17 protein-coding genes are annotated in these 16,509 nt (G+C 69.0%); all 17 read right to left on the reverse strand.

Annotated features, from left to right (window positions below):
* Positions 1-115: 115 nt before the first annotated feature.
* The 17 genes from ACZ9QC_RS12595 to ACZ9QC_RS12675 all read right to left on the reverse strand — a co-directional run bounded on the left by ACZ9QC_RS12595 (position 116) and on the right by ACZ9QC_RS12675 (position 16,502).
* Positions 116-490: a F0F1 ATP synthase subunit epsilon gene (locus ACZ9QC_RS12595; protein WP_033526509.1), complete on the reverse strand. Its 375-nt coding sequence runs from the start codon at positions 488-490 to the stop codon at positions 116-118.
* 130 nt (positions 491-620) lie between these two features.
* Positions 621-2,057: a F0F1 ATP synthase subunit beta gene (gene atpD, locus ACZ9QC_RS12600; RefSeq protein ID WP_472920235.1), complete on the reverse strand. Its 1,437-nt coding sequence runs from the start codon at positions 2,055-2,057 to the stop codon at positions 621-623.
* On the reverse strand, positions 2,057-2,971 hold the full coding sequence (locus ACZ9QC_RS12605) for a F0F1 ATP synthase subunit gamma (protein ID WP_472920236.1): 915 nt from the start codon (positions 2,969-2,971) through the stop codon (positions 2,057-2,059). Before ACZ9QC_RS12605 ends, atpD begins: the two co-directional genes overlap by 1 nt.
* A gap of 21 nt (positions 2,972-2,992) precedes the next feature.
* Positions 2,993-4,588 carry a F0F1 ATP synthase subunit alpha gene (gene atpA / locus ACZ9QC_RS12610; RefSeq protein WP_472920237.1) on the reverse strand — a complete coding sequence of 532 codons (1,596 nt, stop codon included), beginning with the start codon at positions 4,586-4,588 and terminating at the stop codon, positions 2,993-2,995.
* Between the two features lie 144 nt (positions 4,589-4,732).
* Positions 4,733-5,548, reverse strand: coding sequence for a F0F1 ATP synthase subunit delta (locus tag ACZ9QC_RS12615; protein ID WP_472920238.1), 816 nt, complete (start codon positions 5,546-5,548; stop codon positions 4,733-4,735).
* Positions 5,545-6,093, reverse strand: a complete 549-nt coding sequence (locus ACZ9QC_RS12620) for a F0F1 ATP synthase subunit B (protein ID WP_472920239.1) — start codon at positions 6,091-6,093, stop codon at positions 5,545-5,547. Before ACZ9QC_RS12620 ends, ACZ9QC_RS12615 begins: the two co-directional genes overlap by 4 nt.
* Before the next feature lie 40 nt (positions 6,094-6,133).
* A complete protein-coding gene (gene atpE / locus ACZ9QC_RS12625; RefSeq protein WP_013000660.1) occupies positions 6,134-6,367 on the reverse strand; it encodes an ATP synthase F0 subunit C in 234 nt (77 codons plus the stop codon).
* A 78-nt stretch (positions 6,368-6,445) separates the two neighbouring features.
* Positions 6,446-7,216, reverse strand: coding sequence for a F0F1 ATP synthase subunit A (atpB, locus tag ACZ9QC_RS12630; RefSeq protein ID WP_217177345.1), 771 nt, complete (start codon positions 7,214-7,216; stop codon positions 6,446-6,448).
* 273 nt (positions 7,217-7,489) lie between these two features.
* A complete protein-coding gene (locus ACZ9QC_RS12635; protein WP_472920240.1) occupies positions 7,490-7,927 on the reverse strand; it encodes a hypothetical protein in 438 nt (145 codons plus the stop codon).
* A gap of 433 nt (positions 7,928-8,360) precedes the next feature.
* Positions 8,361-9,644: an MraY family glycosyltransferase gene (locus ACZ9QC_RS12640; protein ID WP_472920241.1), complete on the reverse strand. Its 1,284-nt coding sequence runs from the start codon at positions 9,642-9,644 to the stop codon at positions 8,361-8,363.
* Between the two features lie 141 nt (positions 9,645-9,785).
* Positions 9,786-11,024 carry a serine hydroxymethyltransferase gene (locus ACZ9QC_RS12645; protein WP_472920242.1) on the reverse strand — a complete coding sequence of 413 codons (1,239 nt, stop codon included), beginning with the start codon at positions 11,022-11,024 and terminating at the stop codon, positions 9,786-9,788.
* 292 nt (positions 11,025-11,316) lie between these two features.
* A complete protein-coding gene (locus ACZ9QC_RS12650; protein ID WP_472920243.1) occupies positions 11,317-11,988 on the reverse strand; it encodes an arsenate reductase/protein-tyrosine-phosphatase family protein in 672 nt (223 codons plus the stop codon).
* The gene (locus ACZ9QC_RS12655; RefSeq protein WP_033526519.1) at positions 11,985-12,632 is read right to left on the reverse strand and encodes an L-threonylcarbamoyladenylate synthase; all 648 of its coding nucleotides are present in this window, start codon (positions 12,630-12,632) and stop codon (positions 11,985-11,987) included. The genes ACZ9QC_RS12650 and ACZ9QC_RS12655 overlap by 4 nt, the downstream gene beginning before the upstream one ends.
* Positions 12,633-12,697: 65 nt before the next feature.
* Positions 12,698-13,543, reverse strand: coding sequence for a peptide chain release factor N(5)-glutamine methyltransferase (gene prmC, locus ACZ9QC_RS12660; protein ID WP_215449022.1), 846 nt, complete (start codon positions 13,541-13,543; stop codon positions 12,698-12,700).
* Positions 13,544-13,581: 38 nt separating this feature from the next.
* A complete protein-coding gene (gene prfA / locus ACZ9QC_RS12665) occupies positions 13,582-14,658 on the reverse strand; it encodes a peptide chain release factor 1 (protein ID WP_472920244.1) in 1,077 nt (358 codons plus the stop codon).
* A gap of 135 nt (positions 14,659-14,793) precedes the next feature.
* Complete coding sequence (gene rpmE / locus ACZ9QC_RS12670) at positions 14,794-15,015, reverse strand: 50S ribosomal protein L31 (RefSeq protein ID WP_028804216.1); 222 nt, start codon at positions 15,013-15,015, stop codon at positions 14,794-14,796.
* A gap of 341 nt (positions 15,016-15,356) precedes the next feature.
* Positions 15,357-16,502 carry an LCP family protein gene (locus ACZ9QC_RS12675; protein ID WP_472920245.1) on the reverse strand — a complete coding sequence of 382 codons (1,146 nt, stop codon included), beginning with the start codon at positions 16,500-16,502 and terminating at the stop codon, positions 15,357-15,359.
* Positions 16,503-16,509: the final 7 nt, after the last annotated feature.

Here is a 16,509-nt window from a genome sequence, read left to right on the forward strand (position 1 = left end):
CTCCTAGGTAACGGAACGTAAAAAACACCCATATTCGCCTCAGCCGCGGCCAGGTCGGGATGAAGACATCCGGACCCGGCCGCGGCTGGGGTACAGCATCACACGGCGTCTGCGCTCAGCGCGCACCCGCCGTACGCAGTCGTACATCCGCGCGGCGCTCGGCGGCGGCGTCGCCCTCCGCCTTCGCGCGCTCCAGCTCCCGCTGGGCGCCCTGGACGTCGATCTCGTCGGCCAGCTCGGCGACCTCGGCCAGCAGGGACAGCTTGTTGTCCGCGAACGAGATGAAACCGCCGTGCACAGCGACGACGACAGTGCCGCCCTCACTCGTACGGATGGTCACCGGGCCCGACTCCAGCACACCGAGCAGCGGCTGGTGACCGGGCATGACGCCGATGTCGCCGGACGTGGTCCGCGCGACGACCAGGGTGGCCTGGCCCGACCAGACCTCTCGGTCGGCCGCGACCAGCGCGACGTGCAGCTCAGCAGCCAAGGTGGCTCCTCGGGTCACCACCCGGCGCCTCGGCCGGGTGTTGGGTCAATTCTAGAGGGAGTACAGAGGGGGGCGGGACGCACCCCATGAGGTGTGGCCTCGCCCCCCACTGATCACGATGCGCCTGACGTCAGCTGACGCCGAGCTCCTTCGCGTTCTTCTTCAGGTCCTCGATACCACCGCACATGAAGAACGCCTGCTCCGGGAAGTGGTCGTACTCACCGTCGATGATCGCGTTGAACGCGGCGATCGACTCGTCCAGCGGCACGTCCGACCCGTCGACGCCGGTGAACTGCTTGGCGACGTGGGTGTTCTGGGACAGGAAGCGCTCCACGCGACGGGCACGGTGGACGACGAGCTTGTCCTCCTCGCCGAGCTCGTCGATACCGAGGATCGCGATGATGTCCTGCAGGTCCTTGTACTTCTGCAGGATGCTCTTCACGCGCATCGCGGCCGTGTAGTGGTCCGCCGCGATGTACCGCGGGTCGAGGATGCGGGACGTCGAGTCCAGCGGGTCCACGGCCGGGTAGATGCCCTTCTCGGAGATCGGACGGGAGAGCACCGTCGTCGCGTCGAGGTGGGCGAAGGTGGTGGCCGGGGCCGGGTCGGTCAGGTCGTCCGCGGGGACGTAGATCGCCTGCATCGAGGTGATCGAGTGACCACGGGTCGAGGTGATGCGCTCCTGGAGGAGACCCATCTCGTCGGCCAGGTTCGGCTGGTAACCCACCGCGGAGGGCATACGGCCGAGCAGGGTCGACACCTCGGAACCGGCCTGGGTGAAGCGGAAGATGTTGTCGATGAAGAACAGCACGTCCTGCTTCTGCACATCGCGGAAGTACTCCGCCATGGTCAGACCGGCCAGGGCCACGCGCAGACGGGTGCCCGGGGGCTCGTCCATCTGGCCGAAGACCAGCGCGGTCTTGTCGATGACGCCCGACTCGGACATCTCCTCGATGAGGTCGTTGCCCTCACGGGTGCGCTCACCGACACCGGCGAACACGGAGACACCGTCGTGGTTGTTGGCGACGCGGTAGATCATCTCCTGGATGAGCACCGTCTTGCCGACACCGGCACCACCGAACAGACCGATCTTTCCACCCTTGACGTACGGGGTGAGGAGGTCGATGACCTTGACGCCGGTCTCGAACATCTCGGTCTTCGACTCGAGCTCGTCGAAGTTCGGGGCCTGGCGGTGGATGCCCCAGCGCTCGCCCGTGTACTGCTCGTCGACGTTCAGCACCTCACCGAGGGTGTTGAACACCTTGCCCTTGGTGAAGTCGCCGACCGGCACGCTGATGGAGGCGCCGGTGTCGGTGACCGAGGCCTGGCGGACCAGACCGTCGGTGGGCTGCATGGAGATGGTGCGGACCAGGCCGTCACCCAGGTGCTGGGCGACCTCCAGGGTCAGCGTCTTCAGCTCGCCGGCGTTGGCCGGGTCGGCCACCTCGACATGAAGGGCGTTGTAGATCTCCGGCATCGCGTCGACGGGGAACTCCACGTCGACGACCGGGCCGATGACCCGGGCGACGCGGCCCGTGGCAACGGCCGTCTCAGAAGTCGTCGTCATTACTTGTCACTCCCCGCGGTCGCGTCGGAAAGGGCTGCGGAGCCACCGACGATCTCGCTGATTTCCTGGGTGATTTCGGCCTGGCGGGCCGCGTTGGCAAGGCGGGAGAGCGTGTTGATCAGCTCACCCGCGTTGTCGGTCGCCGACTTCATCGCGCGGCGGGTGGCGGCGTGCTTGGAGGCAGCCGACTGCAGCAGCGCGTTGTAGATACGGCTCTCGACGTAGCGCGGCAGCAGGGCGTCGAGGACGTCCTCCGCCGACGGCTCGAAGTCGTACAGCGGCAGGATCTCGCCCTTCGGCGCCTCCTCCGCGACCTCTTCGAGGCTGAGCGGCAGCAGACGCGCGTCGAGCGCCGACTGCGTCATCATCGAGACGAACTCGGTGTAGACGATGTGGAGCTCGTCCACCCCGCCGTCCGCCGTGTCCTTCTCGATGGCCTCGATCAGCGGGCCCGCGACCTTCTTCGCGTCCGCGTACGTGGGCTCGTCGGTGAAGCCGGTCCACTGGTCCGCGATCTTGCGCTCGCGGAAGTTGTAGTGGGCGACACCGCGGCGGCCGACGATGTACGTGTCGACCTGCTTGCCCTCGGCCTCGAGGCGTGCCGTCAGCTGCTCCGCGGCCTTGATGGCGTTGGAGTTGAAGGCACCGGCGAGACCGCGGTCACTCGTCAGCAGCAGCACTGCGGAACGCGTGACCTGCTCGGCCTGCGTGGTCAGCGGGTGCTTGGTGTTCGAACCAGTGCCCACCGCCGTGACCGCGCGGGTGAGCTCGGTCGCGTAGGGCGTGGAGGCCGCCACCTTGCGCTGCGCCTTGACGACGCGCGAGGCGGCGATCATCTCCATCGCCTTGGTGATCTTCTTGGTCGCGGTGACGGATCGGATGCGACGCTTGTAGACCCGGAGCTGAGCTCCCATGAGTCAGGTCCCTTCCTTACGTCACTTGGAGACGTTGACGGCCGGAGCGTCCTCGCCGAGCAGCTTGCCGTCCGCGGTCTCGAACTGCTTCTTGAAGTCGGCGATCGCGTCGGCGACAGCGGTCAGCGTGTCGTCCGAGAGCTTGCCGCCCTCCTTGATGGAGGTCATGAGGCCCTGCTCCTTGCGGTGCAGGTACTCGAGGAGCTCCTTCTCGAAGCGGCGGATGTCGGCGACCGGGACGTCGTCCATCTTGCCGGTGGTGCCGGCCCACACGGAGACGACCTGGTCCTCGGTGGACATCGGCTCGTACTGGGCCTGCTTCAGCAGCTCGACCATGCGCTGGCCGCGCTCCAGCTGCGCCTTCGACGCGGCGTCCAGGTCGGAACCGAAGGCGGCGAACGCCTCCAGCTCACGGAACTGGGCGAGGTCCACGCGCAGACGGCCGGAGACCTGCTTCATCGCCTTGTGCTGGGCGGAACCACCGACTCGGGAGACGGAGATACCGACGTTCAGCGCGGGACGCTGACCGGCGTTGAAGAGGTCCGACTCCAGGAAGCACTGGCCGTCGGTGATGGAGATGACGTTGGTCGGGATGAACGCCGAGACGTCGTTGGCCTTCGTCTCGACGATCGGCAGACCGGTCATCGAGCCCGCGCCCAACTCGTCGGAGAGCTTCGCGCAGCGCTCCAGGAGGCGGGAGTGCAGGTAGAAGACGTCGCCCGGGTAGGCCTCACGGCCCGGCGGGCGGCGCAGCAGCAGGGACACGGCGCGGTAGGCGTCGGCCTGCTTCGAGAGGTCGTCGAAGATGATGAGGACGTGCTTGCCCTCGTACATCCACTGCTGGCCGATGGCCGAACCGGTGTACGGGGCCAGGTACTTGAAGCCGGCCGGGTCGGACGCCGGGGCGGCGACGATGGTCGTGTACTCCAGCGCGCCGTTCTCCTCCAGCGCGCGGCGGACCGACGCGATGGTCGAGCCCTTCTGGCCGATGGCGACGTAGACGCAGCGGACCTGCTTGTTCACGTCACCCGAGCGCCAGTTGTCGCGCTGGTTGATGATCGTGTCGACGGCCAGGGCGGTCTTGCCGGTCTGGCGGTCACCGATGATCAGCTGACGCTGACCGCGGCCGATCGGGGTCATCGCGTCGACGGCCTTGTAGCCGGTCTCCATCGGCTCGTGCACCGACTTACGGGCCATGACGCCCGGGGCCTGCAGCTCCAGGGCACGACGACCGCTGGTCTCGATCTCGCCGAGGCCGTCGATCGGGTTGCCGAGCGGGTCGACGACGCGGCCGAGGTAGCCCTCGCCCACGGCGACCGACAGGACCTCGCCGGTACGGGTGACCGGCTGACCCTCCTCGATGCCGCTGAACTCACCGAGGACGATGGCGCCGATCTCGCGCTCTTCCAGGTTGAGCGCGAGGCCGAGGGTGCCGTCCTCGAACTTCAGCAGTTCGTTGGCCATGGCCGAGGGAAGACCCTCGACCTTCGCGATGCCGTCGCCGGCAAGGGTGACCGTACCGACCTCCTCGCGCGAGGCCGCGTCCGGCTTGTACGACTGGACGAAGTTCTCCAGCGCGTCCCGGATCTCCTCCGGCCGGATCGTGAGCTCCGCCATCTGGGTTCCCTGCTCTCCTTGTTGGGCCCGAAGTTTCACTTGGGGGGAATGCCTAAACTCCCGGACTCCCCCCTGAACGAGGTGAATCCTCTGCACGGCCCAACCGGGCCGTAGGAATACGTACGTACTGCTATGAAGTTTGAGCTAGCTCGCCAGGCGGCGGCCGGCGTCCTCGAGTCGGTCCGCGATCGAGCCGTTGATGATCTCGTCGCCGACCTGCACCCGGATCCCGCCGAGGACGCCGGGGTCCACGTCGAGGTTGAGGTGCATGGGACGGCCGTAGAGCTTCGCCAGGGCGGCGCCGAGGCGTCGCTTCTGGGGGTCGCTCAGCGGGACCGCGGAGGTGACGACGGCGACCATGCGGTCCCGGCGCTCGGCGGCGAGCTTGGACAGGGACTCGAGTCCCCCCTCCAGGCTACGTCCACGCGGCGCGGTCACGAGGCGCGTCACCAGACGCTCGGTGGTGGCCTTGGCGCGGCCGCCGAGCAGGCTGCGCAGCAGCTCGCCCTTGGCCGAGGCGCCGGCGGCACGGTCGGTCAGCGCGGACCGAAGCCCGGTGTTCGAGGCGACGATCCGGCCGAAGCGGAACAGCTCGTCCTCGACGTCGTCGAGCGTGGCCGACTGCTGCGCGGCCGTGAGGTCGGCGATGTCGGCCAGCTGCTCCAGCGCGTCCACCAGGTCGCGGGGCTGCGACCAGCGGGAACGCACCAGGCCCGACACCAGGTCGGCGGTGGTCGAGCCGACCTGCCCGCCGAGGATGCGGACGACCAGCTCGGCCTTGGCCTCGCCGGACTGCGCCGGGTCGGTCAGGACCCGACGCAGCGACACCTCGCGGTGGAGCAGAGCGGTGACGGCGGCCAGCTCGTCGGCGAGCCGCGCCGCGTCCACGGACGTGGAGTCCGTCAGCGCGTCGAGACGCTCACGTGCGGCTGCCAGGGCCTCGCGGCTCGCTCCGTTCATCGCGTGGCCTCGGCCTTCTCCTCGAGGTCGTCGAGGAAGCGGTCGATCACGCGGCTCTGCCGGGCGTGGTCCTCGAGGGACTCGCCGACGAGCTTGCCGGCCAGGTCGGTGGCGAGCTTGCCCACGTCCTGACGCAGCGCCGAAGCGGCGGCCTTGCGGTCGGCCTCGAGCTGCGAGTGACCGGCGGCGATGATCTCCTCGCGCTGACGCTGGCCCTCGGCCCGCATCTCGGCGATGAGCGTGGCGCCCTGCTCCTGCGCCTCCTGGCGCAGCCGCGCGGCCTCGTGCCGAGCCTCGGCGAGCTGGGCCTTGTACTGCTCCAGCACGCTCTGGGCCTCGACCTTCATGCGGTCGGCCTCTTCGATACCGCCCTCGATCGCGTCGCGACGCTCGTCCAGAACCTTGTTGATGTTCGGGAGCGCCTTCTTCCAGAAGAAGAAGAACACGATGGCGAAGGCGATGGCGCCCACGAGCAGCTCGGGGCCCGGCGGGACGAGCGGGTTCTGCTCTTCCCCGGCCGCCAGCTGTACCAGGTTGGCGATCACATCAGTGCCTTTCGTTGAAAGGTTTGCTCGTCAGGGTTCGTCAGTTGTAGACGAACGGCATGACGATGCCGATGAGGGCGAGCGCCTCACAGAAGGCGAAGCCGAGGATCTGGTTGGCACGGATCAGGCCGGCGGCCTCGGGCTGACGGGCCAGGGCCTGGGTGCCGTTGCCGAAGATGATGCCGACGCCGACGCCGGGGCCGATGGCGGCGAGGCCGTAGCCGACGGAACCGATGTTGCCTTCGAGGGCGGCGAGGGTCTCCATGGCAGCCATGCTGATTCTTCCTTCTCTTTCATGGACCGGCGGGGGTTGGCCACCGGACGTTCTTGGGGGCTTGGGAAGCGGCGGGGCTCAGTGGTGCTCGGCGAGCGCGCCCTGGATGTACGAGCAGGCGAGGAGCACGAAGACGTACGCCTGGACGGCCTGCACGAAGAGCTCGAAGAGGATCATGACGATGGTCATGATGAAGGAGACGCCGGCCGCCGGGATCATCCAGCTGTTCAGCAGGTACCAGGAAGCGACGGTGAACATGACCAGCATCAGGTGGCCGGCGAACATGTTGGCGAACAGTCGCACCGCGTGCGTGAACGGGCGGACCAGCAGGTTCGAGAAGAACTCGATGACCACCACGAGGGGCAGCACCGGGCCGAGCGACTTGTCGTAGCCGGTGACGTTCTTGAAGAAGCCGACGAAGCCGTGCTTCTTGAAGGTCAGCGAGACCCAGACCACATAGACGACCAGGGCGAGGACCATCGGGTAGGCGATGATCGACGACACCGGGAACTGGGCCAGCGGGATCACGGACCAGATGTTCATGATCCAGATGAAGAAGAACAGCGAGACCATCAGCGGGACGTACTTCTCGCCCTCCTTCCGGCCCAGCGTCTCGTAGACGATGCCGCGGCGCACGAAGTCGTAGCCCGCCTCGCCGATCATCTGCAGCTTGCCCGGGACCACCTTGGCCTTGCCGAAGGCGAGGGTGAAGAAGGTGATCACCAGGAGGGTGGTGACGAGGGCGAGCAGCATCACCTTGTTGAACTCGAACCCGCCGACCGTGGCGATCGGCTTGAAGAGGAACGAGTGCAGGCCCGGAGCCGGGAAGCCACAGCCGTTGTCGGACATGATCCGACAGCTCCAGTCAAAGGCGAGCTGGGTCTGGTCAGCACTCACCACGGGCTCCTTCGGCGTGACGCATGGGTACGGCAACCTCGTTGTGTCGGCGCGGCGCGCAGCCGCGGGTCGGCACTGGACTGGTGTTACGGATGTGGGGGCGGCTGGGGGGCATCAAGCCTCGCGATTGAGCAGGCGTCAGCTCAGATGCCCGCGCCCGCGATGCCGCAGTTGGCACCGGACGATAGCAGGAGTTCGCACACGCCCTTATCCCGGCCCTACTCCTCACGACGAGTGCCCCGATTTTTCGGGCTTGTTGCCCGTCGGCGCATCGGGTTCGACGTAGAGGATCTTGGCCTTCATATGAGCACGCGTCTGTGCGGCGATCCACACGAGGGTGGTCCCGACGAGCGTGAACGCGAAGGCCTTGGGGTGGAACAGCGTGGTGTTCTTGAACGCGGACAGAAAGATGAACAACAGCAGGATCTGTGCCGCGTAAAGCATGAGGCCCATCATCTGGAACAGATGAGGAAGCGATTTGGCAGTGCGCTGCAGAACGTAGAGCCCGATTCCCATGAAGAGGATCGTGATCACCGCGGCCACGACGGCGCCGAGAGCCCCCTTGCCTCCGACGACCACACCGCTGACGACAGCGGCGATCGCGCCGGCGGCTGCCGTGGGTACGGCGGCCTGAAGGAGGGTCCGGACGTCATTGGACGGCATGGCGGCAACTCCGCTTGCTAAGGGGGCAGGGTGTCGTCATGGACGAGCGTAGACCCCGGGGGCGAGCGAGAATCTCGCGCCAACGGACCGTCGCAGTGCGGTCCTTCGACTCTGTCCCGGGTTCTCGTGAACCGTATCACAAACTATTTGATGAGGTCTTTACCTGAATGCTGTGCCAGGTGTCACACATGAGGGTGAAGCTGCCCGTCTGTGCAAAATCCACGCCGACTTGTCTGGTATAAGGCCGTTTTGCGTCGTCACGGGCTCGCATGGCGTCGGCAAAGTGTTAGTCAGATTCTTACCTTGCCGTCAGCGCTGTGCCCCGCCCCGCCGCCCTCACGACGGACGGCCGGAGGCCGTGCGCGAGGTGCCGCGCACGGCCTCCGGCCGGTTCTGCGAGTGGGACGACCACGGCTCCGCGCGGAGCCGTCGCTCAGCGGCGCGCGCCCGCCGGGCTGCGTTCCGGTTCGTGGCTGCGGCCGCCGATCGCCGTCGCGCCGTCGAGGGAGGGCGTCCAGTCGGCGACGGGCTCCGGGGCGGCCGCCGGGACCGCCCGGCGGCGGTAGCGGGGCGGTACGAAGCGCTCCGCCCAGCGCGGCGCGCGCGGCGTGAAGCGGGGCAGCAGCAGGAGGAAGAGGCCGACCCCGCTGAACATGGCGATGGCGAGGACGATCCACATGGACGCCGAGTTCACCGTGTACGCCAGGGTGCCGAACGCGATCACCGCGGACCAGAAGTACATGATCAGCACGGCCCGGCTGTGCGAGTGCCCGACCTCCAGGAGCCGGTGGTGCAGATGCCCCCGGTCCGCGGCGAACGGCGACTGGCCCCGCCAGGTGCGGCGCACGATCGCGAGGATCAGGTCGGCGGCCGGGATCGCGAGGATGCTCAGCGGCATCAGCAGCGGGATGTAGACCGGCACCATCGAGTAGACCGTGCTGCGCTCCGAGCCGTACAGGTTCATCACGTCCGGGTCGACCTGACCCGTGATGGAGATCGCGCCGGCCGCCAGCACCAGGCCGATCATCATCGAACCGGAGTCGCCCATGAAGATCCGGGCGGGATGCATGTTGTGCGGCAGGAAGCCCAGGCACATGCCCATCAGGACCGCCGCGAAGAGGGTGGCGGGTGCCGCGGCCTCGATGCCGTAGCTGTACCAGAGGCGGTAGGCGTACATGAAGAACGCGGCGGAGGCGATGCAGACCATGCCGGCCGCGAGACCGTCGAGGCCGTCGACGAAGTTGACCGCGTTGATGGTGATGACCACCAGGGCGACCGTGAGCAGGGTGCCCTGCCACTGGGTCAGGGCGACGATCCCCACACTGGGGATGGGCAGCCACAGGATCGTCAGACCCTGCATGACCATCACGCCGGCGGCGATCATCTGGCCGCCGAGCTTGATCAGTGCGTCGATCTCGAACTTGTCGTCCAGGACGCCGATGAGCCAGATCAGCGCGGCCCCGGAGAGCAGCGCGCGCGGTTCGTTGGACTCGGCGAAGACCTGGCTGAGGTTGGTCAGATGGTCGGCGACCAGCAGACCGGCGCACAGCCCGAAGAACATCGCGATGCCGCCGAGGCGGGGCGTGGGCTCACGGTGGACGTCACGCGCACGGATCTCCGGCATGGCTCCGGCCACGATCGCGAACTTCCGCACCGGCCCTGTCAGCAGGTACGTCACCGCGGCCGTGATGCAGAGCGTCAGGAGGTATTCACGCACGGGCTTCCCCACAGGTCTCGCTGGCCATCACAGCCTCACACCCTAGCGATGCGCGGAGCGATACACGCATACGGTGGAGGACATCCGGGTAGCGACGATGGTTGCACGTGATGCTGTGCCTGGTGGTGCGTCTACCCCACCTCAGCGCGGATACGGCGGAAATCTTCCGGCCAGGTCCCGCACTTCTTCACGCGTCCGCTTGCCGTCGCCGCCGTCCCGCAGGGCCCCCGCGAACAGCGCCGCGATCCGCGCCATCTCCGCCTCGCCCATGCCCTGGGTGGTCAGCGCGGCCGTGCCGAGCCGCAGGCCACGGGAGTCGCCGTGCGGAAGCGCGCAGCAGTCCAGGACCATCCCGGCCGCCGCGAGCAGCCCCTTGGCCGTGCGGCCGTCGACACCGAGCGGCGCGGGATCGACGGTCAGCAGGTGTGTGTCGGTGCCGCCGGTGACGACCACGAGCCCCTCCTCGGCCAGCCCCCTGGCCAGCACGCGGGCGTTCGCGACCACCTGATGGGCGTACGCGGTGAACGCCGGGGTTGCCGCCTCCCCGAACGCGACGGCCTTCGCGGCGATGGTGTGCATCTGCGCGCCGCCCTGGGTGAACGGGAACACCGCCCGGTCCACCCGCTCGGCCAGCTCGCTCCCGCACAGCAGCATCCCGCCGCGCGGGCCTCGCAGCACCTTGTGCGTGGTGGCGCACACGATGTCGGCGTACGGCACCGGGTTGGGCGCGGCTCCCCCGGCGACCAGCCCGATCGGATGGGCCGCGTCGGCGATGAGATAGGCGCCCACCTCGTCGGCGACCTCGCGGAAGAAGGCGTAGTCGAGGTGCCGGGGGTAGGAGATGGACCCGCACACGATGGCCTTGGGGCGGTGGGTGCGGGCCAGGGTGCGCACCTGCTCGCGGTCGACCAGCCCCGACTCGGCCTCCACGCCGTACCCGACGAAGTCGAACCAGCGGCCGGAGAAGTTGGCGGGTGAGCCGTGGGTGAGATGGCCGCCGAAGTGCAGGCCCATCGCGAGGACGGTGTCGCCGGGGCGCAACAGGGCGGCGTAGGCGGCCAGTACGGCCGAGGAACCGGAGTGCGACTGGACGTTGGCGTGCTCGGCCCCGAACAGGGCCTTGGCACGCTCCACGGCGAGCCGTTCGGCGACGTCCACCATCTCGCAGCCGCCGTGGTGCCGGGCCCCCGGATACCCCTCCGCGTACTTGTTCGCGAGCGGTGATCCCAGCGCGGCCAGCACCGCGGGCGAGGTGAAGTTCTCCGCGGCGACGAGCTGCAGGGTCGTCGCCTGCCGATCGGCCTCCCCCAGGAGGATGTCGGCCAGCTCAGGGTCCTGCCGCCGCAGGACATCCGCCTCGAGAACAGGGGTGACCGACATGATGGGCTCCGGGGCGACGTGTTTTCGGGCGGCTGGCCTCCGGGGCGCCTGAGTCGGTGTCGAGCTCTCGACACCGACACGCCCCTTCGGCCCGCTCGCTGTGATGACGTACGGCCAATGTAGACCCGCCGGTCCGCACGCGCCCGGTGTCACGCCCTGGCCGGCACCCCCGTCAGCGCCGTCACCACCGGGAGCCGATCCCCGACGCATCTCTCGCGGCGCTCGGCCCTGGCGGGCCTCCCGGCTTCGAGATGCTGCGCCGGACTCCGTCCGCCGGCTACGCCCACCCGGATCAAGCCCGAGCCGGCACCCCCGTCAGCGCCGTCACCACCGGATCCAGCGCCTGCTGTATCTCGTCGCCCACCGACCGGAAGAACGGCAGAGGAGCGCCGTACGGGTCGTAGACCTCGTCGGCCTCGGCGGTCGGGGCGAGGAGCCACCCGCGTAGAGCCGCCGCAGCGCGGACCAGCGCACGCGCGCGGACGACCATGCCCTCCTCCAGGGGAGGCAGCGTGGTCGGGTCGATCGCGCGGACCAGGCGGGTGAACTCCTTCAGGGTGAAGGTGCGCAGCCCGGCGGAGTGCCCCATGGAGATGACCTGCGCCCGGTGGTCGCGGGTGGCCGTCAGCACCAGGTCGGCGCGGATGACGTGCTCGTCCAGCAGCTCACGCCCCGTGAAGCCGGAGGCGTCCGCGCCGAAGTCCGCGAGGACCGCCTCCGCGTTCGCCTCCATCGGCGCCCCCTCGTGCCCCCACGTCCCCGCGCTCTCGACGATCAGGCCGCCCCACAGCGGGTCCCCGAGCCGGTCCGCCAGGGCATGCCGGGTCAGCCGCTCGGTGATCGGCGAGCGGCACACGTTGCCGGTGCTGACGTGGAGGATGCGGAAGGTGTCCCGCGGCAGCCCCGTGAAGGTCCGCGTCTCTTCCCCGTCCCATATGCCACGCCCCGCGTCAGGGGCCGTCAATTCGCCACCTCAAGGTCGGGTACGACCTTGCGGAGCTCCTCCGCCGACAGGGCCCCGGCACGCAACAGCACCGGCACCTTTCCCGTGACGTCGACGATCGACGACGGCTCGTTGCCGGGGGTCGGGCCGCCGTCCAGGTAGACGGAGACGGAGTCGCCGAGCATCGCCTCGGCGGCGTCGCAGTTCTCCGGCGCCGGGTGACCGGTCAGGTTCGCCGAGGAGACCGCCATGGGGCCGACCTCGGTCAGCAGCTCGATCGCGACCGGGTGCAGCGGCATGCGCACGGCGACGGTGCCCCGGGTGTCGCCGAGGTCCCACTGCAGCGACGGCTGGTGCTTGGCGACGAGCGTGAGCGCGCCCGGCCAGAACGCGTCGACGAGCTCCCAGGCCATCTCGGAGAAGTCCGTGACGAGGCCGTGCAGGGTGTTCGGGGAGCCGATGAGCACGGGCGTGGGCATGTTCCGCCCCCGGCCCTTGGCCTCCAGCAGGTCGGCCACGGCCTCCGACGTGAACGCGTCCGCGCCGATGCCGTACACGGTGTCCGTCGGCAGCACCACGAGCTCGCCCCGGCGAATGGCGGACGCGGCCTCGCGCAGACCGGTGGCGCGGTCGGTCGCGTCGTTGGTGTCGTATCGCCGTGCCATCTAGCGGGCCTCCTCGTACACGTACTGCTGCTGGGGGGTTTTCGTCGTGCGCGTGCGCGTGCTCATCAGGGCAGCGCCTTGCGGGCGGTCGCGAACCGCGGCCGGTTGTTGAGGTCCGGGTGGTCGGCCGCGTCGGCCCAGCCCCGCTCCTCGGTGAAGATCCAGGGCACCTGGCCGCCCTGGGTGTCGGCGTGCTCGATGACGACGACACCGCCCGGTCGCAGGAGCCGGTGTGCGGTGCGCTCCAGGCCACGGATCAGATCCAGTCCGTCCTCCCCCGAGAACAGGGCGAGTTGGGGATCGTAGTCGCGTGCCTCGGGCGCCACGTACTCCCACTCGGTGAGCGGGATGTACGGCGGGTTGGACACGACGAGGTCGACCTGGCCGTCGAGGTCGCGGAAGGCGTCCAGGGCGTTGCCCTGGCGCAGGTCGACGCGGGAGCCCGCCATGTTCTTGCGGGTCCACGTCAGCGCCTCCTCGGACAGCTCCACGGCGTGCACGCGCGAGCGCGGCACCTCCTGGGCCAGGGCGAGGGCGATGGCACCGGAGCCGGTGCACAGGTCGACGATCAGCGGCTCGACGACGTCCATCGCGCGGACGGCGTCTATGGCCCAGCCGACCACCGACTCGGTCTCGGGCCGGGGCACGAACACCCCGGGCCCGACCTGAAGTTCGAGGTAGCGGAAGTAGGCGCGCCCGGTGATGTGCTGGAGCGGCTCACGCTGCTCGCGCCGGGCGATGACCTCCCAGTACCGGGCGTCGAAGTCGGCGTCCTTGACGGTGTGCAGCTCGCCCCGCTTGACGCCGTGCACGAAGGCGGCGAGCTCCTCCGCGTCGTTGCGCGGCGAGGGCACGCCGGCGTCGGCCAGGCGCTGGGTGGCCTGGGCCACTTCCGCGAGCAGCAGGTTCACGCAAGTCCTCCGTCGTACTCTTCGTGCCCGTAACGGCCTTACGCGGCTGCCAGTTTCGCGGCCGAGTCCGCGTCGACACAGGCCTGGATCACCGCGTCGAGTTCACCGTCCAGCACCTGGTCCAGGTTGTAGGCCTTGAAGCCGACACGGTGGTCCGAGATGCGGTTCTCCGGGAAGTTGTACGTGCGGATCTTCTCGGAGCGGTCGACGGTACGGACCTGACTGCGGCGGGCGTCGGCGGCTTCCTTCTCCGCCTCCTCCTGTGCCGCGGCGAGCAGCCTGGAGCGCAGGATACGCATCGCCTGCTCCTTGTTCTGCAGCTGGCTCTTCTCGTTCTGGCAGGAGGCGACGACTCCGGTGGGAAGGTGCGTGATGCGCACGGCGGAGTCGGTGGTGTTGACGGACTGGCCGCCGGGCCCGGAGGAGCGGTAGACGTCGATCCGCAGGTCGTTCATGTTGATCTCGACGTCGACCTCCTCGGCCTCGGGCGTGACCAGCACACCGGCGGCGGAGGTGTGGATACGGCCCTGGGACTCGGTGGCCGGCACGCGCTGGACGCGGTGCACGCCGCCCTCGTACTTCAGCCGGGCCCAGACTCCCTGGCCGGGCTCGGTGGCGCCCTGGCCGCCCTTGGTCTTCACGGCGACCTGGACGTCCTTGTAGCCGCCCAGCTCGGACTCGGTGGAGTCGATGATCTCGGTCTTCCAGCCGACGCGCTCGGCGTACCGCAGATACATCCTGAGCAGGTCGCCGGCGAACAGCGCGGACTCGTCTCCCCCTGCCCCGGCCTTGATCTCCAGGATGACGTCCTTGTCGTCGGACGGGTCCCGGGGCACCAGCAGCAGCCGCAGCTTCTCCGTCAGCTCCTCGCGCTGCTTCTCCAGGTCCTTGACCTCGGCGGCGAAGTCCGGGTCGTCCGCGGCGAACTCACGAGCGGTGTCGATGTCGTCGCCGGTCTGCTTCCAGGAGCGGTACGTGCCGACGATCGGGGTCAGCTCCGCGTAGCGCTTGTTCAGCTTGCGCGCGTTGGCCTGGTCCGCGTGGACCGACGGGTCGGCGAGCTTCTTCTCCAGGTCGGCGTGTTCCCCGACCAGTTCCTCGACCGCCTCGAACATCTTCTCCGGCTCCCTGTACGACGTACGACGTTGTGAGTGGGCTGCACTCCTGGGCTGCGCAGCTGTGTGCCGCACCGCAAAGCGCCGGTCCCGACGCCCCCGATGGGGGCGCCGCGGACCGGCGCTGGGGGCTCGCTACTTCTTGGCAGCGGCAGCCTTGCCGAAGCGGGCCTCGAAGCGGGCCACGCGGCCACCGGTGTCGAGGATCTTCTGCTTGCCCGTGTAGAACGGGTGGCACTCGGAGCAGACCTCGGCACGGATGGTGCCGCTCTCGATCGTGCTGCGGGTGGTGAACGACGCGCCGCAGGTGCAGCTGACCTGCGTCTCGACGTACTCGGGGTGGATGTCGCGCTTCAAGGTGTCTCCTAGTTTCGGGAGGGCGCCGGGTCGCGTCCGCGGGGTGCGAGCGCGTGAACCGGAGCCGACGTACCAGTCTGCCAGCACTGGCGTCATCTCCCAAAACCAGGGGGTGCCGCCAGGTATTCCCCCGGCGCCGCACACCGCCCGGCTGAAGCCGCTCCCCCACAGGCCCCACTGCGGGCAGTCGTGCCGCTGGGGCGGCACGGGTGGGCGCAGCGGCACCCTGTCAGCGCCGGTAAGCGCCTGCTGGTCCGGGCCGGCCACGCCACGGGGTGCCTCGTCATCGCCGTACGCGACCGCAGGGCCGTCGTGGCTTGTCGCGCAGTTCCGCGCGCCCCTCAGGTGCCGGCGGTCACCACGCCCTCCGCGGCCCCCGTCGCCGTCCCCTTCGTCGCCGACTTCGGGATCGCCTTGTCGGCCTTCAGCGCAGCCCAGACCCGCTTCGCCTTCGCCTCGTCCACCAGCACCCGGTTCAGGTCGTCGGGGTCGTACTGCACCGGCATCGTGACCATGGTCATGTTCTTGGAGCTGATGCCCTTCAGACCGTTCGCGAAGGAGGCGAGGTCCTTGACGTCCTTCAGCTCGGAGTCGGTGGTCACCGCGTCGGTCGCGGTGTCGGCGAGATCGTAGAGCTTCGTCGGGTTGCTGAAGATCCCGACCGACTTGACCTGCTCGATCAGCGCCTTGATGAACGCCTGCTGGAGCTGGATACGTCCCAGGTCCGACCCGTCACCCACCCCGTGCCGCGTCCGCACGAGCCCGAGCGCCTGCTGGCCCGTGAGCGTGTGCTCCCCGGCCTTGAGGTTCAGATGGCTGTCGGGGTCCTTGATGTTCTTCGTGGTGGTGACGGGCACCCCGCCGAGGACGTCGATCAGCTTCTCGAAGCCCGCGAAGTCCACCTCGATGTAGTGGTCCATCCGGATCCCGGTCATGGACTCGACGGTCTTCACCGCACACGCCGCGCCGCCCGTCGAGTACGCGGAGTTGAACATCGCGTACGAGGCCGCCGGGTGCGCCGTGCCGTTCGCGTCCGTGCACTCGGGCCGCTCGACGAGCGTGTCGCGGGGGATGGAGACCACGCTGGCCCGCTTGTGGCCCTCGTAGACGTGCACGACCATCGCCGTGTCGGAGCGGGCGCTGCCGTCGTCGACGCCGCCGCCGAGCTTCTTGTTGCTGCCCGAACGGGTGTCGGAGCCGAGGACCAGGATGTCCTGCGAGCCGTTGTCGACGTCGAGGGGCCGGTCGGTGCCGAGCGCCTGGTTGATGTCGACGCTCTTGATGTTGCCGTTGAGCTTGAAGTAGAGGTAGCCGATGCCGGTGCCCCCCAGCACCAGGACGCCCGCGGCGGTCCAGACGACGGCGAGCGCCGCTCTGCTGTGCCCGTCGCGTGACTTGCGGCGGCGGCCCTTGGCCGCGCGGTGGCGCGGACCGGTCGTGCCGGTCTTCCCCGGTATGCCGGCGTCCGGCGTGCTGTCGGCGGACATCTGCTCC

The organism is Streptomyces sp. HUAS MS02, assembly GCF_055702265.1.